Origin of the sequence: Kitasatospora sp. NPDC096077, from assembly GCF_040303245.1 — a bacterium.
Taxonomy (GTDB): domain Bacteria; phylum Actinomycetota; class Actinomycetes; order Streptomycetales; family Streptomycetaceae; genus Kitasatospora.
The window spans coordinates 1-18,978 of record NZ_JBEOSV010000005.1; the positions used below are offsets into that span (position 1 = coordinate 1).

Sequence of the window (18,978 nt, forward strand, 5' to 3'; positions counted from 1 at the left end):
TCCTGGGCCCCCACCAGCTCCACCAGGTGGCCGGTCGTCAGGTCCTTCCGAACCGGGTTGTTGTCGATCCGCTCCATGAGCTCCGCGTGGGAACGGCGGCGCTTCGGCGGTTGGCCCGTGTCGGTCGGCAGTACGGAACCCGTGGCGAACATGAGCACTCCCGTGGCTCTCGGATTTCCTGGACGAGCTACCACGGTAGGACTCCCGGGCTCTCAATTCCACGTTTATTCACGTGGCTGCATAAATTCCCTGGGTGGGTCCAGAAAATCATCTGACCATCGTTTGAGCAGGCTCCGCGCTTCTTCATTGAAAAGGGCGTAGCCCGCCATGGTTGCGAAAGCTTCAAGATGCATCGCTACGTCTTTTGGGTCTCTGAGTGCAAGAACTCCACTGGTTGTCTCAATGGTGACGAGAGAGGTGTCATATATGGTGAAAGTATCCATCGGGGCCACCGGCATGAGGCCCCTCAGAGGGATAATCCCGATTTGGACATTGGGGAGCCTCGAAACGGAGATGATCCGATCAAGCTGCATGGCCATGGCCGGGGCTGGGATCAGCGGCCACCTGACCGCCATCTCCGACAGCAGGAACGTGAACTTCTTGCTCGTGTCGTAGAGGACTTCTTGACGGCTCAGCTTTCGCGCAATGAGTTTGCTCTGATCCCCTTCGAGATGGGCAAGGCTCGCCTTGATGTAGTCCGGGGTTGAGAGAAGTCCCGTAATCATCGATAGTAGGAAGAATTTGAACTCGGCGGACGAAGACTCCAGGCCAGCAAGCTCGTGCTGCTTATGGTGAAGACCCTTCCGGCGGAGCGATCGGAGGCCTTGCCACTCGGTGTTCGCCAAGCGGGCAAGCTCTGTGACCTGGGCCAGCACCTCCGATGGAGCCTCCAGGGCCCGAAGGATCCGTTCGACATCCACAAGGCTCGCTGGGCTTTTTCCGTTCTCAATCCTGGAAATCTTGGACTGAGACATGTTGCAGCGCGCAGCGAGCCGAGCTCCTGAGAGCCCGGCTCGCTTTCGCAGTTCTTTCAGTGTTGCAGCTAGTTCCTGTTTTGATTGGCCCAGCTGCTCGGGATGGAGCGTCACGATCTGACGTACTCCAGGAATGGAACCGACTCCGCAATGGCAACCCGCTGATAATCAAGGAACGGTTCCGGGTCGCCGTCGAAGAGTTCGCGGCTGATTTGCGTTCCGTCTTCCCTATAGTTCATGAGGACGACCTTGGACTTGTCGAACATCCAGAAGTCCTGCGCGAGCGGGAGCGGGTTTCCTCTGTCTGTCACGTCAAGGATTCTGATATCCTCGCCGGCCCTTACGTGATGCCGGTAGTAGTATTCGAACTCGAAGCGGAGATAGTCGGAAAGCGGGCGGCTGACGATGTGAACACGTCCAACGCGTTTTCCCTCGGCCGTCCACTGTCCGACCTCGCCCATCCATGCCGAACTGTAGTCGTCGGGCGAATTTTCTCCGGCCAGGAAACGCGCAAGCTTCTCTGCTTCCTGCGGCATGGTGTAGGTGGGCAGCGTTTCGAGTCGCCACGCCTCCGACTGCATGGAATCGAAGCACTGATTCCAGGCGTCACCAGCCAAGAGCACGGAAGGCCTCCCTCAGGACGCTCTCGGGGATCTCCACCAGGCCTTCGCCCTCCGGCGGGGTGAAGGCCTGGGACACGTCACCCTGGACCACGAACGAGCCCTTCTCGGTGCGGTAGACGTTGGGGCAGTCCTTCTCGCCACACTCGCCGCTCCCGCTGCCCGTAAGGCGTGTGAGCGCTGCACGTCCAGACATGTCAAGTCTCCTTGCTGCAAGCCGGTTTGACTAACTGATGACCAAGCTAGGGCCGTCAGGGGCGGGCCGTCCATGCATAGACGTGACTATGCACGTCATTGACTAAGGATCATGGTTGGGCCTCGCGGCGTAGGGCAATGAGGGATCACGGGACGGGGCAAGCTGTTCCGTGGTCTTGCGTGGCCAGCGGCCCCCAATCGGGCGTATGTCCGCATGGATCCGAAGGTGTAGGGGAGGGGAACATCACGGCTTCGAGACGGCGCGTCGGATCGCTCCCGTTGATCAGGTAAGCCCAGTAGCATCGCGAACGAGGCGATCGGCGAAGGTGGTGGCCAGCGGTGACACGGCAGGACCGGTACGGCACGGTGGCGCCGGTGCGGCGGGTGGTAGCCTGATGGGCAAAGACAGTATTCGACGGGTCGGTCCGTTGAACAGCACTCCGGCGCGGAACGCGCCGAGCAGCAGCGGTCATGTCGCCGTGCCCGGGCAGGCCGGTTCACCGCACCTGCCCGTACCGGCGGCACCGCCGGGCACCGGTGCGGCGGACCCGGTCCGCGGCGCCCACCCCACCGGCGATCCCCGGCCCTGGGGCGCCGGGGACCCGGGCTCGATCTACGACTACATCCGGGTCGCCACCTTCGCGATCGGCCCCGACGGGCGGATCAGCCAGTGGAGCGAGCGCGCCGCCGAGTTCTTCGGCATCCCGGCCGTGGAGGCCGTCGGCGCCGACCCGATCACCACCTTCGTCCCCCGCGAACTCTGGCGGCGCGGCCGCGCCCGGCTGGAGCGCACCCTGGCCGGCGAGGAGTGGGTCGGCACCACCCCCTACCGGGACGCCGGCGGCGGCGAGGGCCTCGCCGAGCTCTACCTGATGCCCGACAGCGCCCTGCCCACCGCGGGTGCCACCTGTCTCGCCGTCGACCTCGGCCGACTGCGCCGGATCGAGACCGACCTCGCCGCCTCCGAGGCCGTCTTCGGGCAGACGCCCACCGGCTTCGTGCTCTTCGACGACCGGCTGCGGCTGCAGCGGGTCAACGACGCCTTCGCCTCCGGGATGGGGCTCGTCCCCACCGACCTGGAGGGCCTCACCCCGCACGACCTCTTCCCGCCGTCCGAGGCCGACCGGCTCAGCGCCGCCCTGCGCAAGGTCCTCGCCACCGGCGAACCCGTCTTCGACCTGCGCTTCCACAGCGCCGTCCCGACCCGCGAGGGCAACCGGCTCTGGGCCGTCTCGCTGTACCGGCTGAACGGCTCCGCCGGGCAGCCGATCGGCGTGGCCGGGCAGGTCTCCGACGTCACCAGCCGGCACGTCGCCGAGCGCGAGGCCGACGGCGTGCGCCGCAACCTCGCGCTGCTCAACGAGGCCAGCGCGCACATCGGCTCCACCCTCGACCTGGAGACCACCGCCAAGGAGCTCCTCGACGTCGTCGTCCCGCCGTTCTGCGACCTCGCCACCGTCGACCTGTACACCGCGCTGCTCTCCGGCGAGACCGTCCCCAGCGCGGGCCGGCTCGGCGACACCGTGCTCACCGACGGCAGCGGCGAACTGCGCCGGGTCGCCGTCTCCAGCGTGATCGGCGGCGCCTCCTCGGTGCTCGGCTCGGTCACCGGCCTGCCGATCGCCGAGGCCGGCGGCACCCTCTGCTACCCGCGCCGCTCCCCGCACGCCCGGGCGCTGCGCACCGGCCGCAGCGTCGTCCCCGAGCCCGGCCGCGACCCGCTGCTGCGCTCCACCCTGATCGTCCCGCTGGTCGCCCGCGACCAGGTGCTCGGCCTGGTCCAGCTCTCCCGGGCGATCGGCAGCGAGCCCTTCGACGCCCGCGACGTCGCGATCGCCGAGGAACTGGTCGCCCGCGCCGCCGTCTGCATCGACAACGCCCGGCTCTACCGGCGCGAGCACGAGCGGGCGCTCATCCTCCAGCGCAGTCTGCTGCCCCCGGGCAACCCGGCCGCCAGCGGCCTGGAGATCGCCTGCCGCTACCTGCCCAGCAACAACAACACCGAGGTCGGCGGCGACTGGTTCGACGTCATCCCGCTGCCCGGCAACCGCACCGCGCTGGTCATCGGCGACGTGATGGGCCGCGGCCTGCGGGCCGCCGTCGCGATGGGCCAGCTGCGCACCGCGGTCCGGACCCTGGCGATGCTCGACCTCGACCCGGCCGAGGTGCTCGGCGCGCTGGACGAGATCGCCCGCGGCCTCGGCGACGACTCCGTCCCGGCCGGCCCGCCCACCCCGTACGGCCGGCTCACCTCGACGGCCGACGAGGAGGCCCGCGAGGTCTACCTGGCCACCTGCGTCTACGCCGTCTACGACGCCGTCACCCGCCGCTGCGTGTTCGCCAACGCCGGCCACCTGCCGCCCGTCCTGCTCAGCCCGGGCGAGCCCGCCCGGATGCTCGACGTGCCGCCCGGACTGCCGCTCGGCGTCGGCGGCGAGCCCTTCGAGGAGGTCGAGCTGACCCTCCCCGACGGCGCCGTGCTCGGCCTCTACACCGACGGCCTGGTGGAGAGCCGCAAGCACCAGCTGGACGAGGGCCTGCGCGCCTTCCGGGCCGCGCTCGCCGACCGGGGCCGGGGCCTGGAGGACCTCTGCGACCACGTCCTCGGCGAACTCGACCCGCACCACGGCGAGGACGACATCGCGCTGCTGATGGCCAAGGTGCACGCCTTCCCCGAGGACGCCGTCGGCAACTGGTTCCTGCCGCCCGAGCCCACCTCCGTCGCCAAGGCCCGCGAACTGGCCTGCAGCTGGCTGCTCGCCCGTGGCCTGGACGAGCTGGTCGACACCACCGAGCTGCTGGTCAGCGAGCTGGTCACGAACGCCCTCAAGCACGGCCGGGGCGAGATCCGGCTGCGGCTGCTGCGCGACCGCAGCATGGTCTGCGAGGTCTGGGACGACGGCTACGCCCAGCCCCGGCAGCGGCGCGCCCAGGAGACCGACGAGGGCGGGCGCGGCCTGCAGCTGGTCAGCCTGCTGGCCGAGCGCTGGGGCAGCCGGCGCACGCCCAAGGGCAAGATCGTCTGGTTCGAACTGGGGCTGTAGGCCGGCCGGGTGTGGGCCGTCCGGGTGCAGTCGCCCGGCGGCCCGCCGTGTCGGCACCGGCCGGGCCGGGCGGGCGGCGTTCGATGGCCGCCATGCGCGTCCGCCAGCTCACCGTCGCAGCCGTCGCGCTGCTGCTCGCCGCCGGTCTCGGCGGTTGCTCCGACGACCCGGCCCGCGGGCCCTCGGCCGCACCGGCCCAGGCCGATCCCAGCGCCACCACCGGGGACGTCCGGCCCGCCGACCGCGGCGCCGTCCGGGACGGCGGGACGCTGCACTGGGCGCTGGACGGCGTCCCGGCCACGCTCAACGTCTACCAGCGGGACGCCGGGGCCGACGCGGCGCTGCTCGCCCACGCGCTGTACCCCTCGCTGTTCCGGCCCGACGAGCACGGCCGGCTCGTCCCCGACCCGGACTACCTGGTCGGCGCCGAGTCCACCCCGCCCGGGCAGCAGCCGCAGGTGGTCACCTACCGGCTCAACCCGCACGCCGTCTGGAGCGACGGCACCCCGCTGTCGGCCGCCGACCTCACCGCCCAGCGGGCCGCCCTGTCCGGGCTGGACCCGGCCTACCGGGGCACCCGGGCGGCCGGGTACGACGCCATCGACTCGGTCACCCCGGGCGGCGATCCGCACGAGGTCAAGGTGACCTTCCGGCGGCCCTACGCCGAGTGGCGGGCGCTGTTCGGGCCGCTCTACCCGGCCGCCGAGACGTCCGGGCCGGAGGCCTTCAACCGGGCGCTGACCGGCACCGGCCACCTGAGCGCCGGACCGTACGCCCTCACCCGGTACGACGCCGAGGGCGGGCAGGTCACCCTGGAGCGCAACCCGCTCTGGTGGGGGGACCTGCCGAAGACCGACCGGATCGACTTCCTGGCGTCGGCGCCCGAACGGCGGCTGGACGCGCTGGACCAGGGCCGGCTGGACGTCGCCCCGCTCACCGCCGCGGTGGACCGGGCGGAGCCGGCCGCCCCCACGGCGGCGCCCCCGGCCGACCCCTCGGGCGGTGCCACCGCCGCGCGCACGGGCGGTGCCGCCGCTCCGCCCGCCCCGCCCGTCCCGGCTCCCGAGGCGGCGGCGCTCGCGCTGCGGCGGGCCGAGTCGCTGCCCGGGGTCACCGTGCACCGGGCGTCCGCCGCCTCGCTCACCCAGCTCACCCTGAACGCCACCCGCGGCCCGCTCACCGACCCGACCGTACGGAAGGCGATCGGCCGGGCCGTCGACCGGCGGCGGATCGCCGAGGCCGCGCTCGGCCCGCTCGGCCTGCCCGGCGCCCCGCTCGGCAGCCACCTGCTGGCCGCGGACCAGGACGGCTACCGGGACGACAGCGCCGCGACCGCACCGGCGGAGCCGGCCCGGCTGCTGGACGAGGCGGGCTGGAAGCTGGCCAGCGGCGCCACCCGGACCAAGGACGGCAAGGAGCTGGCCCTCGGCCTGCTCGTCCCGGCCGGTTCGGCGATCGCCCGGCGCACCGCCGACGCGCTGGCCGCCGACCTCGCCGAGTACGGGGTCGTGGTGCGGCTGCAGACCGCGCCCGCCGGGACCTTCGTCCAGGACCACCTGGCCGCCGGCGACTACGACCTGGCGCTCTTCTCCTGGCCGGTCGGCCCCAGCCCGGCCGCCGAACAGCGGGCCGCGTACGCCAAGCCCCGGCCGGATCCGGACGGCACGCCCGACGTCGGCGCCAACTACGGCCGCAGCGGCACCGAGGAGATCGACCGGCTGTTCGACCGGGCGGCCGCCGAGCTCGACCCGGCCGCCCGGCTGGACCTGCTCCAGGAGGCGGACGTCCGGATCTGGCAGCTCGGCCACTCGGTGCCGCTCTACCAGCGGCCCGAGTTGGTCGGGGTGCGGACCGGGGTCACCGGGGTCGGCGCGTTCGGTTTCGGCTGGCCGCGGTTCCAGGACGTGGGCTGGAAGCGGTAGCCGTCCCGGGAGCCCGGCGGGCGGCGAACGGCGGGCGGTCGGCACGCGACCGGCGGGTGACGAGCGGGTGACCCGGTTGTGATCTTGATCCCGCCCGACCTGCCCGTTTCTGCCCCGCTGGGCGCTTCCCCGTACCATAGGGAAAAGCCGAGGCATGTCCAGATGCCCGGCGGGTGGACCGGTAGTAGCAGGCGGAACGGGTGGCGCGGCCGAAGGGCCGCCGGTGCGCGTCTCGCGGCCGGGCCCGCCGTAACCCACGATTCCGGGAGAATCAGCTAGGCATGCCCACGCGCAACGACATCCGTAACGTCGCCATCGTCGCCCACGTCGACCACGGCAAGACCACGCTGGTCGACGCCATGCTGAAGCAGGCCGGCGCCTTCGCCGCCCACCAGCACCTCGACGACCGCATGATGGACTCGAACGACCTGGAGCGCGAGAAGGGCATCACCATTCTCGCGAAGAACACGGCGGTGAAGTACCACCCGAAGGACGGTGGCGCGCCGATCACCATCAACATCATCGACACCCCGGGCCACGCCGACTTCGGTGGCGAGGTCGAGCGCGGTCTGTCGATGGTGGACGCGGTCGTCCTGCTGGTCGACGCCTCCGAGGGTCCGCTGCCGCAGACCCGCTTCGTGCTCCGCAAGGCGCTCGCCCAGCGCCTGCCGGTCATCCTGTGCATCAACAAGACCGACCGTCCGGACTCCCGGATCGACGAGGTCATCAACGAGACCTACGACCTGTTCCTCGACCTGGACGCGGACGAGGAGCAGATCGAGTTCCCGATCGTCTACGCCTGCGCCCGTGACGGCGTCGCGTCGCTGACCAAGCCGGAGAACGGCACCGTCCCGGCCGACAGCACCAACCTGGAGCCGTTCTTCTCCACCCTGCTGGAGCACGTCCCGGCCCCCAGCTACGACGAGGACGCGCCGCTCCAGGCCCACGTCACCAACCTGGACGCCGACAACTTCCTCGGCCGCATCGCGCTGCTCCGCGTCGAGCAGGGCGAGCTGCGCAAGGGCCAGACCGTGGCCTGGATCAAGCGCGACGGTTCGATCCAGAACGTCCGCATCTCCGAGCTGCTGATGACCGAGGCGCTCACCCGCAAGCCGGCCGAGGTGGCGGGCCCCGGTGACATCTGCGCCGTCGCCGGCATCGGCGAGATCATGATCGGCGAGACCCTGGCCGACCCGGAGAACCCGATCGCGCTGCCGCTCATCACGGTGGACGAGCCGGCCATCTCGATGACCATCGGCACCAACACCTCGCCGCTGGTCGGCCGCGGTGGCTCCGGCAAGGGCGCCGACGCCAAGGCCGGCGTCAAGGTGGACCGCAAGGTCACCGCCCGCCAGGTGAAGGACCGCCTGGACCGCGAGCTGATCGGTAACGTCTCGCTGCGCGTGCTGGACACCGAGCGCCCGGACGCCTGGGAGGTGCAGGGCCGCGGTGAGCTGGCGCTGGCCATCCTGATCGAGACCATGCGCCGGGAAGGCTTCGAGCTGACCGTCGGCAAGCCGCAGGTGGTCACCAAGCAGGTCAACGGCAAGACCCACGAGCCGGTCGAGCGCCTCACCGTGGACGTGCCCGAGGAGCACATGGGTGCCGTCACCCAGCTCATGGGCATCCGCAAGGGCCGGATGGACAACATGTCCAACCACGGCTCGGGCTGGGTCCGGATGGAGTTCGTGGTGCCGTCCCGCGGCCTGATCGGCTTCCGCACCGAGTTCCTCACCAACACCCGCGGCACCGGCATCGCCCACTCGATCCACGAGGGTCACGAGCCGTGGTTCGGCCAGCTGACCACCCGCAACAACGGCTCGCTGGTCGCCGACCGGGCCGGTGTGGTCACCGCCTTCGCGATGACCAACCTGCAGGAGCGCGGCGTGCTCTTCTGCGACCCGGGCACCGAGGTGTACGAGGGCATGATCGTCGGCGAGAACTCGCGCGCCGACGACATGGACGTGAACATCACCAAGGAGAAGAAGCTCACCAACATGCGTTCCTCGAACGCTGACGTGGCCGAGTCGATCGTCCCGCCGCGCAAGCTCTCGCTGGAGCAGTCGCTGGAGTTCTGCCGCGAGGACGAGTGCATCGAGGTGACCCCAGAGACGGTTCGCATCCGCAAGGTCGTCCTCGACCAGAAGGACCGCGGCCGCACCGCCTCGCGCGCCAAGAAGGTGTGATCCGGACGGCTTGATCGGCCTTTGGCCGGAATGCTTCGCCCCCCTTTCCGATGGAGAGGGGGGCGAACTTTTTCAACTACTCCAAGTTGCCCGGGTCGCTATTCACCGAATAGCGCTCATCACACCCGGGTGTCCGCTGAGCGAACGTGACAGTTCGTCATCCGTGACGACTGTCCGTTTGGTGCCTGTCTGGCTATGTCTCATATGTCCGGTTTTCGAAACTTACCGACTGTTCATGTGACCTAATTGAGATCGTCACTGGTCACTTTCGTGTCCGTGCGTGACGGATAGTGGGTGCAGTCAGGCTCGGGTCAAGGGTGAACGCGCAGGGGTGCGCGCCGAAACCACGAGCGCGGACGGCAATGCGGACCCGGTGATCACCGTTCCGCGCTGCCTTCCTCGTCGCAAACGTCGAATTCAGGAGGCACACCGATGCGTGGTGTGAGCCAGGCCAAGTGGGTTGTCGCAGCTGTTGCTGTCGCGCTCGCCGCGACTGCTTGTAGCAGCAGCGGCAGCAGCGACACCTCCGGCGGGAGCTCGGACAGCGCCGCGGTCGACCCGAACGGCACGTTCAGCTTCCAGAGCGCGGAGCCGCAGCGCCCGCTCCAGCCGGCCAACGCCATGGAGAACCAGGGCGGCCGTATCGTCAAGCAGCTCTTCACGGGCCTCGTCGACTACGACCCCGCGACCGGTGCACTGCGCAACCAGGTGGCCGACAAGATCGAGACCACCGACGCCAAGAACTACACCGTCACGCTGAAGTCCGGCTGGACCTTCCACGACGGCACCCCGGTCACCTCCAAGTCGTTCGTCGACTCCTGGAACTGGTCCGCCAACCCGGCCAACAACCAGATCAACTCCGACTGGTTCTCCGACATCGTCGGTTACGACGCCGTCCACCCGGACAAGGGCGACCCGACCGCCAAGGAGATGACCGGCCTCAAGGTCGTCGACGACACCCACTTCACCATCGAACTGACGCAGCCCGTCTCGTACTTCACGTACAAGCTCGGCTACTCGGCCTTCTTCCCGCTCCCCACCGGGTTCTTCAGCGACCCGAAGGGCTACGGCGAGAAGCCGGTCGGCAACGGCCCCTACCAGTTCGTCTCGTGGGAGCACAACAAGGCCATCACGCTGAAGGCCTACGACAAGTACACCGGCACCAACAAGGCGAAGAACGGCGGAATCGTCTTCCGCAACTACACCGCCCCCGAGGCCGCGTACAAGGACCTCATGTCCGACACCCTGGACGTGCTGGACCAGGTCGACTCGACCGACCTCCCGAAGTACAAGGACGACCTGGGCAAGCGGGCGATCGACCAGGCCCAGGGCGCCATCCAGAACATCTCCTTCGCGATGTACCAGCCCGAGTGGCAGGGTACCGACAAGGCCAAGGTCCGCCAGGGCCTGTCGATGGCGATCGACCGCGACACCATCACCAAGACCGTGCTGAACAACAGCCGTCAGCCCGCCGACTCGTTCGTGGCGCCGGGCGTCATGGGCTACAAGGCCGGCACCTGCGGCGACGCCTGCAAGTACGACCCGGCCAAGGCGAAGCAGCTCATCGCCGACGGCGGCGGCGTCCCCGGCAACAAGATCACCATCCTCTACAACTCCGACGGTGGTCACAAGGAGTGGGTGGACGCGGTCTGCAACTCGATCAAGCAGGCCACCGGTGTCGAGTGCCTCGGCGACCCGAAGCCGGACTTCAAGACCTCGCGTGACATCGTCACCAAGAAGCAGGTCTCGAGCATGATGCGGACCGGCTGGGTGCAGGACTACCCGCTGAACGCCAACTTCCTGCGCGACGTCTACGGCACCGGTGCCGCGGCGAACGACGCCAGCTACTCCAGCCCCGAGTTCGACGCGCTGGCCAAGCAGGCCGACGCCGCCACCACGGTGGAGAAGACCGCGGAGCTGTACCAGCAGGCCGAGGCCGTTCTGGCCAAGGACATGCCGGCGATCCCGCTCTGGTACTACAAGACCAACTCGGGTTACTCCAACAACGTCCAGAACGTGAAGTTCAACTCCTTCGGCGACCCGGTCTACACCGACGTCGAGGTCAAGAAGAAGAAGTAATCGGTCGGCACCGCCTGACCCGGTGACAACGGCCGGTGCCCGTCCCATCCCCACAAGGGCGAGGACTGGCACCGGCCGTTGGCACGCCGACTTATCTCTTGCCGGGTTGACGGGCCCGGCAGAGTCATACATGGAGGCACGATGGGGCGCTTTGTCGCGAGGCGACTGCTCCAGATGATCCCGGTGTTCCTCGGAACAACCGCACTCATCTTTTTCATGGTGCACGCGCTGCCCGGTGACCCGGTGGCAGCGATGTGGGGCGACAAGGCGCCGGACCCGGTGCAGCTCGCCGCGCTGCGGCACCAGTACGGGTTCGACAAGCCGCTGGTCAGCCAGTACCTCGACTACATGGGCAAGCTGCTCACCGGCGACTTCGGCACGTCCCCCCTGGACGGACGTCAGGTGATCGACAAGATCACCGAGGCGCTGCCGGTCACCATCCGGCTCGCGCTGTTCGCGTTCGCCATCGAGATCGTGCTGGGCATCGGCATCGGCCTGTTCGCCGGTCTGCGCCGCGGCAAGGCGTTCGACAAGGGCGCGCTGGTCTTCACCCTGCTGCTGATCTCGATCCCGGTCCCGGTGCTGGGCTTCATCTTCCAGACGATCTTCGCGACCAACCTCAAGTGGGTCACCCCGACGGTCCAGGACAGCAACGACCTCACCCAGCTGGTGCTGCCGGCTCTGGTGCTCGGCTCGCTGTCGCTGGCCTACGTCGCGCGTCTCACCCGTACCTCCATAGCCGAGAACATCAAGGCCGACTACGTCCGCACCGCGGTGGCCAAGGGCCTGCCGCGCCGGAAGGTGATCGGCACCCACCTGCTGCGCAACTCGATGATCCCGGTGATCACCTTCCTCGGCACCGACCTGGGCGCCCTGATGGGCGGCGCGATCGTCACCGAGGGCATCTTCAACGTCAAGGGCGTCGGCAACGCGCTCTACCACGCGATCAACCTGAAGGACGGTGCGACGGTCTCCGGCTTCGTCGCCTTCCTGGTGCTCGTGTACCTGGCCGCCGGCCTGATCGTCGACCTGCTTTACGCGGTCCTGGACCCGAGGATCCGTTATGCCTGACCTGACCAAGAACGAGACGGTCGAGGAGACCCCGGCCCAGACCGCCGTCGTGGCGGCCGCCAAGCCCGAGAAGCCCCGCAGCCTCGGCTCCGACGCCTGGCACGACCTGATCCGCAAGCCGATCTTCGTGATCTCCGCGCTGCTGATCCTGCTGCTGATCGTCATCGCGATCGCCCCGGGCCTGTTCACCTCGGTGGACCCGCGCGCCGGCGACCTGCGCAACCACTACCTGACGAAGCCGGACTACACCCACTTCTTCGGGGCGGACTGGTTCGGCTACGACCTCCAGGGCCGCAGCATCTACGCCCGCGTCATCTACGGCGCCCGCGCCTCGGTCGTGGTCGGCATCTGCGTCACCGTCGGCGTCACCATCCTCGGTGGCATCACCGGCATGCTCGCCGGCTACTTCGGCGGCTGGATCGACACGATCATCTCCCGCATCACCGACATCTTCTTCGGCATCCCGCTGCTGCTCGGCGCCCTGGTGATCCTCAACGCCTTCACCTCGCGCACCGTCTGGAGCGTGGTCTTCGCGCTGGTCGCCCTGGGCTGGACCCAGATGACCCGTGTCATGCGCGGCTCGGTGATCACGATCAAGCAGTCCGACTTCGTGACCGCGGCCAAGGCGCTCGGCGCCGGTACCGGCCGGATCATGTTCAAGCACATCCTGCCGAACGCGGTCGCCCCGGTGATCGTGGTCGCGACCATCGCGCTCGGCGGCTACATCGCCACCGAGGCCACGCTGAGCTTCCTCGGCATCGGTCTGCAGGACCCGACCATCTCCTGGGGTATCGACATCAACTCGGCCCAGAAGGTGATCCGTACGGCGCCGTTCGCCCTGTTCTTCCCCGCCGGCATGCTGAGCCTGACCGTGCTGGCCTTCATCATGCTCGGCGACGCGGTGCGCGACGCCCTCGACCCGAAGCTCCGCTGAGAGAAGAGGTGACGACCCGATGACCACCGTGATCGAGAACAACCAGCAGAATGACGACCGTCTCGAAGTCGGTACCCCGCTTCTGGAGGTCAAGGACCTCCACGTGGAGTTCCACACCCGGGACGGCATCGCCAAGGCCGTGAACGGCGTCAACTACTCCGTCGCGGCCGGCGAGACCCTCGCCGTCCTCGGCGAGTCCGGCTCCGGCAAGTCCGTGACGGCCCAGACCATCATGGGCATCCTGGACATGCCCCCGGGCAAGGTGACCCAGGGCGAGATCCTGTTCCGCGGCCAGGACATGCTCAAGATGAGCAACGAGGAGCGGCGCAAGGTCCGCGGCCGGAAGATCGCGATGATCTTCCAGGACGCGCTGTCCGCCCTCAACCCGGTGCTCAGCGTCGGCTACCAGCTCGGCGAGATGTTCCGGGTGCACCAGGGCGCCTCCAAGGCCGAGGCGAAGGCCAAGGCCATCGAACTGATGGACCGGGTGCGCATCCCCGCTGCCAAGCAGCGCGTGAACGACTACCCGCACCAGTTCTCCGGCGGCATGCGCCAGCGCATCATGATCGCCATGGCGATGTCGCTGCAGCCCGACCTGATCATCGCCGACGAGCCCACCACCGCCCTGGACGTCACCGTCCAGGCCCAGGTGATGGACCTGCTCGCGGAGCTGCAGGCCGAGTACAACATGGGCCTGATCCTGATCACCCACGACCTCGGCGTGGTCGCCGACGTCGCGGACAAGATCGCCGTGATGTACGCGGGCCGGATCGTCGAGACCGCCCCGGTGCACGACCTGTACGCGAACCCCGCGCACCCGTACACCAAGGGTCTGCTTCGTTCGATCCCGCGCCTGGACCAGAAGGGCCAGGAGCTGTACGCGATCAAGGGTCTGCCCCCGAACCTGCTGAAGGTTCCGACCGGCTGCGCGTTCAACCCCCGCTGCGATGTCGCCACCGACCTGTGCCGCACGGAGACCCCGGCGCTGCACCACGTGACGGACAAGGACGGCGCGGAGCTCGCCGGCCGCCGCAGCGCGTGCCACCTCTGGAAGGAGACCCTCCATGGCTGAGAAGATCCTGGAGGTCAAGGACCTGGTCAAGCACTACCCGCTGACCCAGGGCGTGCTCTTCAAGAAGCAGGTCGGCGCGGTCAAGGCCGTCGACGGCATCAGCTTCGAGCTGGAGAAGGGCGAGACGCTCGGCATCGTCGGCGAGTCCGGCTGTGGCAAGTCCACGCTGGCCAAGGTGCTGATGAACCTGGAGCGGGCCACCTCCGGCCAGGTGCTGTTCAAGGGCGAGGACATCTCCACCCTGGGCGGCTCGGCGCTCAAGGCCGTCCGCCGCAACATCCAGATGGTGTTCCAGGACCCGTACACCTCGCTGAACCCGCGCATGACGGTCGGCGACATCATCGGGGAGCCCTTCGAGATCCACCCCGAGGTGGCGCCCAAGGGCGACCGCCGCAAGGCGGTCCAGGACCTGCTGGACGTCGTGGGTCTGAACCCGGAGTACATCAACCGGTACCCGCACCAGTTCTCCGGCGGTCAGCGCCAGCGCATCGGCATCGCCCGCGGCCTCGCGCTCAAGCCCGAGATCATCATCTGCGACGAGCCGGTCTCCGCCCTGGACGTGTCCGTCCAGGCGCAGGTGATCAACCTGCTGGAGCAGCTGCAGGGCGAGTTCGGCCTGTCGTACATGTTCATCGCGCACGACCTCTCCATCGTCCGGCACATCTCCGACCGCGTCGGCGTGATGTACCTGGGCAAGATGGTCGAGATCGGCTCCGACGAGCAGATCTACGAGAACGCCACCCACCCGTACACCCAGGCGCTGCTCTCCGCGGTGCCGGTGCCGGACCCGACGGCGCGCGAGTCCCGCGAGCGGATCATCCTCAGCGGTGACATCCCCTCGCCGGCCAACCCGCCGTCCGGCTGCCGCTTCCGCACCCGCTGCTGGAAGGCGGAGGACCGCTGCGCCGAGGAGATCCCGCTGCTGGCGATCCCGACCACCCTGGAGGGCCCGGCCGCGCACGAGTCGGCCTGCCACTTCCCGGAGGTCCGGGAGTCGGCCGCGGCCTGACGTCCCGTACGCACCCGGAAGGGCCCGTGGCTCCGGCCACGGGCCCTTCCGGCGTTCCCGGGGGCGGCTCCGGCGTGCTCCGGGGCGGACGCCGCGTCAACTCGGGAGGGGGTCACGGCACCCGTCCGGGTGCACCCGGCTCGCGCCGTCACCGAGGGCCGCTTCTCATGGGGTGTGATGCGACACACACCCCATGAGGAGGGACCTCCATGCCCGTAGCCGCCCGTGCCCGCCTGGTCCTCGCCGCTGCGACGTCCGTGGCCCTGGTGGCCACCGCCGGGTGCAGCGGCGGTGGAGGCGGCGGCAGCAGCTCGTCGGACGCCGGCAAGACCTTCAGCTACCAGAGCAGCGAGCCGCAGAACCCGCTGCAGCCCGCCAACGCGAACGAGGTCGGCGGCGGTCGCATCATCCAGAACCTCTTCAAGGGGCTGGTGGACTACGACCCGAGCAATGCCAAGATCCGGATGCAGGTCGCGGACAAGATCGACACCAGCGACTCGCAGACCTTCGACGTCACGCTGAAGGACGGCTGGAAGTTCCACGACGGCACCCCGGTGCACGCCAAGAACTTCGTCGACTCCTGGAACTGGTCCGCCAATCCGGCCAACGGGCAGATCAACAGCTCCTGGTTCTCCGACATCGAGGGCTACCAGGACGTCCACCCGGCCGGCGGGAAGCCGACCTCGGACAAGATGTCCGGACTGACCGTCACCGACGACCTGCACTTCACCGTCAAGCTGAGCCACAAGGTCTCGTACTTCGAGTACAAGCTCGGCTACATCGCCTTCTCCCCGCTGCCGGACGGCTTCTTCAAGGACCCGGCCGGGTACGGGCAGAAGCCGGTCGGCAACGGGCCCTACCAGTTCGTCAGTTGGTCGCACAACACCGAGGTGGTCACCAAGGCCTTCGCGGACTACCAGGGCGTGGACAAGCCGAAGAACGGCGGCATCGTCTTCAAGATGTACACCACGTCCGAGGCCGCCTACGCGGACCTCCAGTCCAGCAACCTGGACGTGATGGACCAGGTGCCGCCGTCCGCGCTGGCGACGTACAAGGGCGACCTCGGGGACCGGGCGGTGGACGCCCCGCAGGGCGCGATCCAGAACATCGGCTTCACCCTGTACCAGGCCGACTGGTCCGCGCCGGACAAGGCCAAGGTCCGCCAGGGCCTGTCGATGGCGATCGACCGCGACACCATCACCAAGACCGTGCTGCAGGGCTCCCGCAAGCCGGCCACCGCCTGGGTCGCCGAGGGCGTCGAGGGCTACAAGGACGGCGCCTGCGGCGACTACTGCAAGTTCGACCCGGCCAAGGCCAAGCAGCTGATCCAGGACGGCGGCGGCGTCCCCAACAACAAGCTGCTGATCACCTACAACGCGGACGGCGGCCACAAGGAGTGGGTCGACGCGGTCTGCAACTCGATCCGGCAGAGCACCGGCGTCGACTGCCTGGGCGACCCGAAGCCCGACTTCAAGACCGCCCGCGCGGCGATCACCGCGCACCAGCTCAACGGCGCCTTCCGCACCGGCTGGGTGCAGGACTACCCGCTGAACGCCAACTTCCTGTCCGACGTGTACCGCACCGGCGCGGCCTCCAACGACTTCGGCTACAGCAGCCCGCAGTTCGACGACGCGGCCACCAAGGCCGACGAGGCCGCCAGCGTCGCCGACACGGTGACCGGCTACCAGCAGGCCGAGGCCGTGCTGCCGAGCGGCATGCCCGCCATCCCGCTCTGGTACTACCGTACCAACTCGGGCTACTCGAACAAGGTGCAGAACGTGAAGTTCGACTCCTTCGGCAACCCGGCCTGGACCCAGGTCGAGGTCAAGGGCTGATCGGCCCCACACGCGGCCCCGCCCTCCCCGCACGGGGGGCGGGGCCCGGTCCTCTCGGCCGACCGGCCCCGGTCGGCCACGCGCGCAGGGCGTGCCCTGGAAGGAGGCTCGGATGGGCAGTTACGTGCTGCGGCGGGTGCTGCAGATGATCCCGGTGTTCTTCGGCACCACGCTGCTGATCTTCCTGATGGTCTACACGCTGCCGGGTGACCCGGTGGCGGCGCTGTTCGGGGAGAAGGCGGCCGACCCGGCCGTGGTGGCCAGCATCAAGCACAAGTACTTCCTGGACCAGCCGGTCTGGAAGCAGTACCTGCACTACATGGGGAACCTGTTCCAGGGCGACTTCGGCACCAGCTTCACCGGCCGCCCGGTCTCCGACATCATGGCCGGCGCCTTCCCGGTCACCATCCGGCTCGCGCTGCTGGCCTTCGTGTTCGAGATGGTCCTCGGCCTCGCCCTCGGTCTGGTCTCCGGGCTGCGGCGCGGCAGCGTCGCGGACACCCTGGTGCTGATCCTGACCCTGGTGGTGATCTCGATCCCGGTCTTCGTGCTGGCGTACATCGCCCAGACCGTCTTCGCCACCAACCTCGGCTGGGTCACCCCGACCGTCCAGGACAGCTACGACCTGTCCCAACTCGTGCTGCCCGCCGTGGTGTTGGGCTCGCTCTCGCTGGCGTACGTGGCCCGGCTGACCCGGACCTCGATCGGCGAGAACCTGCGGGCCGACTACATGCGCACGGCCGTCGCCAAGGGCCTGCCCCGGCGCACCATCGTGCTGCGGCACCTGCTGCGCAACTCGCTGATCCCGGTGATCACCTTCCTCGGCACCGACCTGGGCGCCCTGATGGGCGGCGCGATCGTCACCGAGGGCATCTTCAACGTGCAGGGCATCGGCAACGTCCTGTACCGGGCGATCAACACCAAGGAAGGGCCCACCGTGGTCGGCATCGTGACCGTCCTGGTGATCGTCTACCTGGTCGCCAGCCTGCTCGTCGACCTGCTCTACGCGGTCCTGGACCCGAGGATCCGCTATGCCTGACCTGCACGACGAGGACTCGACCAAGCCGAACCCCAAGCCCGGCGTCGCGCGCTTGGACTACGCGGGAGAACAGGGCATGGCGGTCGAGCAGGACACCCTGGTCGAACGCGACGTGGAGAAGCGGGAGGAGGCCCGCAGCCTCTGGGGCGACGCCTGGCGGGACCTGCGCCGGCGGCCGATCTTCCTGATCTCCGCGGTGCTGATCCTGCTGCTGGTGGTGATGGCGGTCTTCCCGTACGCCTTCACCGACGCCGACCCGCGCCGGGCCGACCTGGTGAACGACTACCTGCGCCGGCCGAACTGGGGCGACGTGTTCGGGGCCGGCTGGTTCGGCTACGACGCGCAGGGCCGCTCCATCTTCGCCCGGGTGGTGTACGGGGCCCGCGCCTCGATCACCGTCGGCGTCTTCGTGACCGCCGCGGTCACCGTGCTCGGCGGGCTGACCGGAATGGTCGCCGGGTACTTCGGCGGCGCGGTGGACGCGGTGATCTCCCGGATCATCGACATCTTCTTCGGCATCCCGCTGCTGCTCGGCGCCCTGGTGCTGCTGAACGCCTTCGCCACCCGCACGGTGTGGAGCGTGGTGATCGCCCTCGGCGTGCTCGGCTGGACCCAGATCGCCCGCGTCATGCGCGGCGCGGTGCTGACCGTCAAGCAGTCCGACTACGTGATGGCCGGCCGGGCGCTCGGCGCCGGGACCGGACGGCTGATGTTCCGGCACATCCTGCCGAACGCGATCGCCCCGGTGATCGTCGTCGCCACCATCGCGCTCGGCGGCTACATCGCCACCGAGGCGACGCTGAGCTTCCTCGGCATCGGTCTGCAGGACCCGACCATCTCCTGGGGCATCGACATCTCCTCCGCCCAGAAGGTGATCCGCACGGCACCGTACGTGCTGTTCTTCCCGGCCGCGGCGCTCTCCGTCACCGTGCTGGCCTTCATCATGCTGGGCGACGCGGTGCGCGACGCCCTCGACCCGAAGCTTCGCTGAGCGAGGG

Annotated in this window: 14 protein-coding genes; 11 read left to right on the top strand and 3 right to left on the bottom strand. The window is 68.9% G+C overall.

The window, feature by feature from the left end:
* Positions 1-224: 224 nt before the first annotated feature.
* Genes ABTZ03_RS06930 through ABTZ03_RS06940 form a run of 3 tightly spaced genes read right to left on the bottom strand, consistent with a single transcriptional unit; the run spans position 225 to position 1,790 of the window.
* Positions 225-1,088, bottom strand: coding sequence for a helix-turn-helix domain-containing protein (locus ABTZ03_RS06930; protein WP_350511818.1), 864 nt, complete (start codon positions 1,086-1,088; stop codon positions 225-227).
* A complete protein-coding gene (locus ABTZ03_RS06935) occupies positions 1,085-1,597 on the bottom strand; it encodes a DUF6879 family protein (RefSeq protein ID WP_350511819.1) in 513 nt (170 codons plus the stop codon). Before ABTZ03_RS06935 ends, ABTZ03_RS06930 begins: the two co-directional genes overlap by 4 nt.
* The gene (locus tag ABTZ03_RS06940; RefSeq protein WP_350511820.1) at positions 1,581-1,790 is read right to left on the bottom strand and encodes a hypothetical protein; all 210 of its coding nucleotides are present in this window, start codon (positions 1,788-1,790) and stop codon (positions 1,581-1,583) included. Before ABTZ03_RS06940 ends, ABTZ03_RS06935 begins: the two co-directional genes overlap by 17 nt.
* 394 nt (positions 1,791-2,184) lie before the next feature.
* On the opposite strand from ABTZ03_RS06940, the gene ABTZ03_RS06945 reads away from it, so the two are divergent.
* From ABTZ03_RS06945 to ABTZ03_RS06995, 11 genes are all read left to right on the top strand, one after another.
* Positions 2,185-4,833 (top strand): SpoIIE family protein phosphatase, encoded by a 2,649-nt coding sequence (locus ABTZ03_RS06945; RefSeq protein ID WP_502894400.1) that lies wholly within the window; start codon positions 2,185-2,187, stop codon positions 4,831-4,833.
* 92 nt (positions 4,834-4,925) lie between these two features.
* Complete coding sequence (locus tag ABTZ03_RS06950) at positions 4,926-6,755, top strand: ABC transporter family substrate-binding protein (RefSeq protein WP_350511821.1); 1,830 nt, start codon at positions 4,926-4,928, stop codon at positions 6,753-6,755.
* 281 nt (positions 6,756-7,036) lie between these two features.
* Entirely contained in the window at positions 7,037-8,941 is a 1,905-nt protein-coding gene (typA, locus tag ABTZ03_RS06955; RefSeq protein ID WP_350511822.1) for a translational GTPase TypA, read from the top strand.
* Between the two features lie 432 nt (positions 8,942-9,373).
* Positions 9,374-11,020, top strand: coding sequence for a peptide ABC transporter substrate-binding protein (locus ABTZ03_RS06960; RefSeq protein ID WP_350511823.1), 1,647 nt, complete (start codon positions 9,374-9,376; stop codon positions 11,018-11,020).
* 141 nt (positions 11,021-11,161) lie between these two features.
* A complete protein-coding gene (locus tag ABTZ03_RS06965) occupies positions 11,162-12,091 on the top strand; it encodes an ABC transporter permease (RefSeq protein WP_350511824.1) in 930 nt (309 codons plus the stop codon).
* Positions 12,084-13,025 (top strand): ABC transporter permease, encoded by a 942-nt coding sequence (locus ABTZ03_RS06970; protein ID WP_350511825.1) that lies wholly within the window; start codon positions 12,084-12,086, stop codon positions 13,023-13,025. The genes ABTZ03_RS06965 and ABTZ03_RS06970 overlap by 8 nt, the downstream gene beginning before the upstream one ends.
* 19 nt (positions 13,026-13,044) lie before the next feature.
* Positions 13,045-14,097, top strand: a complete 1,053-nt coding sequence (locus ABTZ03_RS06975) for an ABC transporter ATP-binding protein (protein ID WP_350511826.1) — start codon at positions 13,045-13,047, stop codon at positions 14,095-14,097.
* Positions 14,090-15,106: an ABC transporter ATP-binding protein gene (locus ABTZ03_RS06980; protein WP_350511827.1), complete on the top strand. Its 1,017-nt coding sequence runs from the start codon at positions 14,090-14,092 to the stop codon at positions 15,104-15,106. Before ABTZ03_RS06975 ends, ABTZ03_RS06980 begins: the two co-directional genes overlap by 8 nt.
* A 209-nt stretch (positions 15,107-15,315) precedes the next feature.
* Complete coding sequence (locus tag ABTZ03_RS06985) at positions 15,316-16,941, top strand: peptide ABC transporter substrate-binding protein (RefSeq protein ID WP_350511828.1); 1,626 nt, start codon at positions 15,316-15,318, stop codon at positions 16,939-16,941.
* A 112-nt stretch (positions 16,942-17,053) separates the two neighbouring features.
* Positions 17,054-17,980 (top strand): ABC transporter permease, encoded by a 927-nt coding sequence (locus ABTZ03_RS06990; RefSeq protein WP_350511829.1) that lies wholly within the window; start codon positions 17,054-17,056, stop codon positions 17,978-17,980.
* Complete coding sequence (locus ABTZ03_RS06995) at positions 17,973-18,971, top strand: ABC transporter permease (RefSeq protein WP_502894401.1); 999 nt, start codon at positions 17,973-17,975, stop codon at positions 18,969-18,971. The genes ABTZ03_RS06990 and ABTZ03_RS06995 overlap by 8 nt, the downstream gene beginning before the upstream one ends.
* The last annotated feature ends 7 nt before the right edge of the window (positions 18,972-18,978 follow it).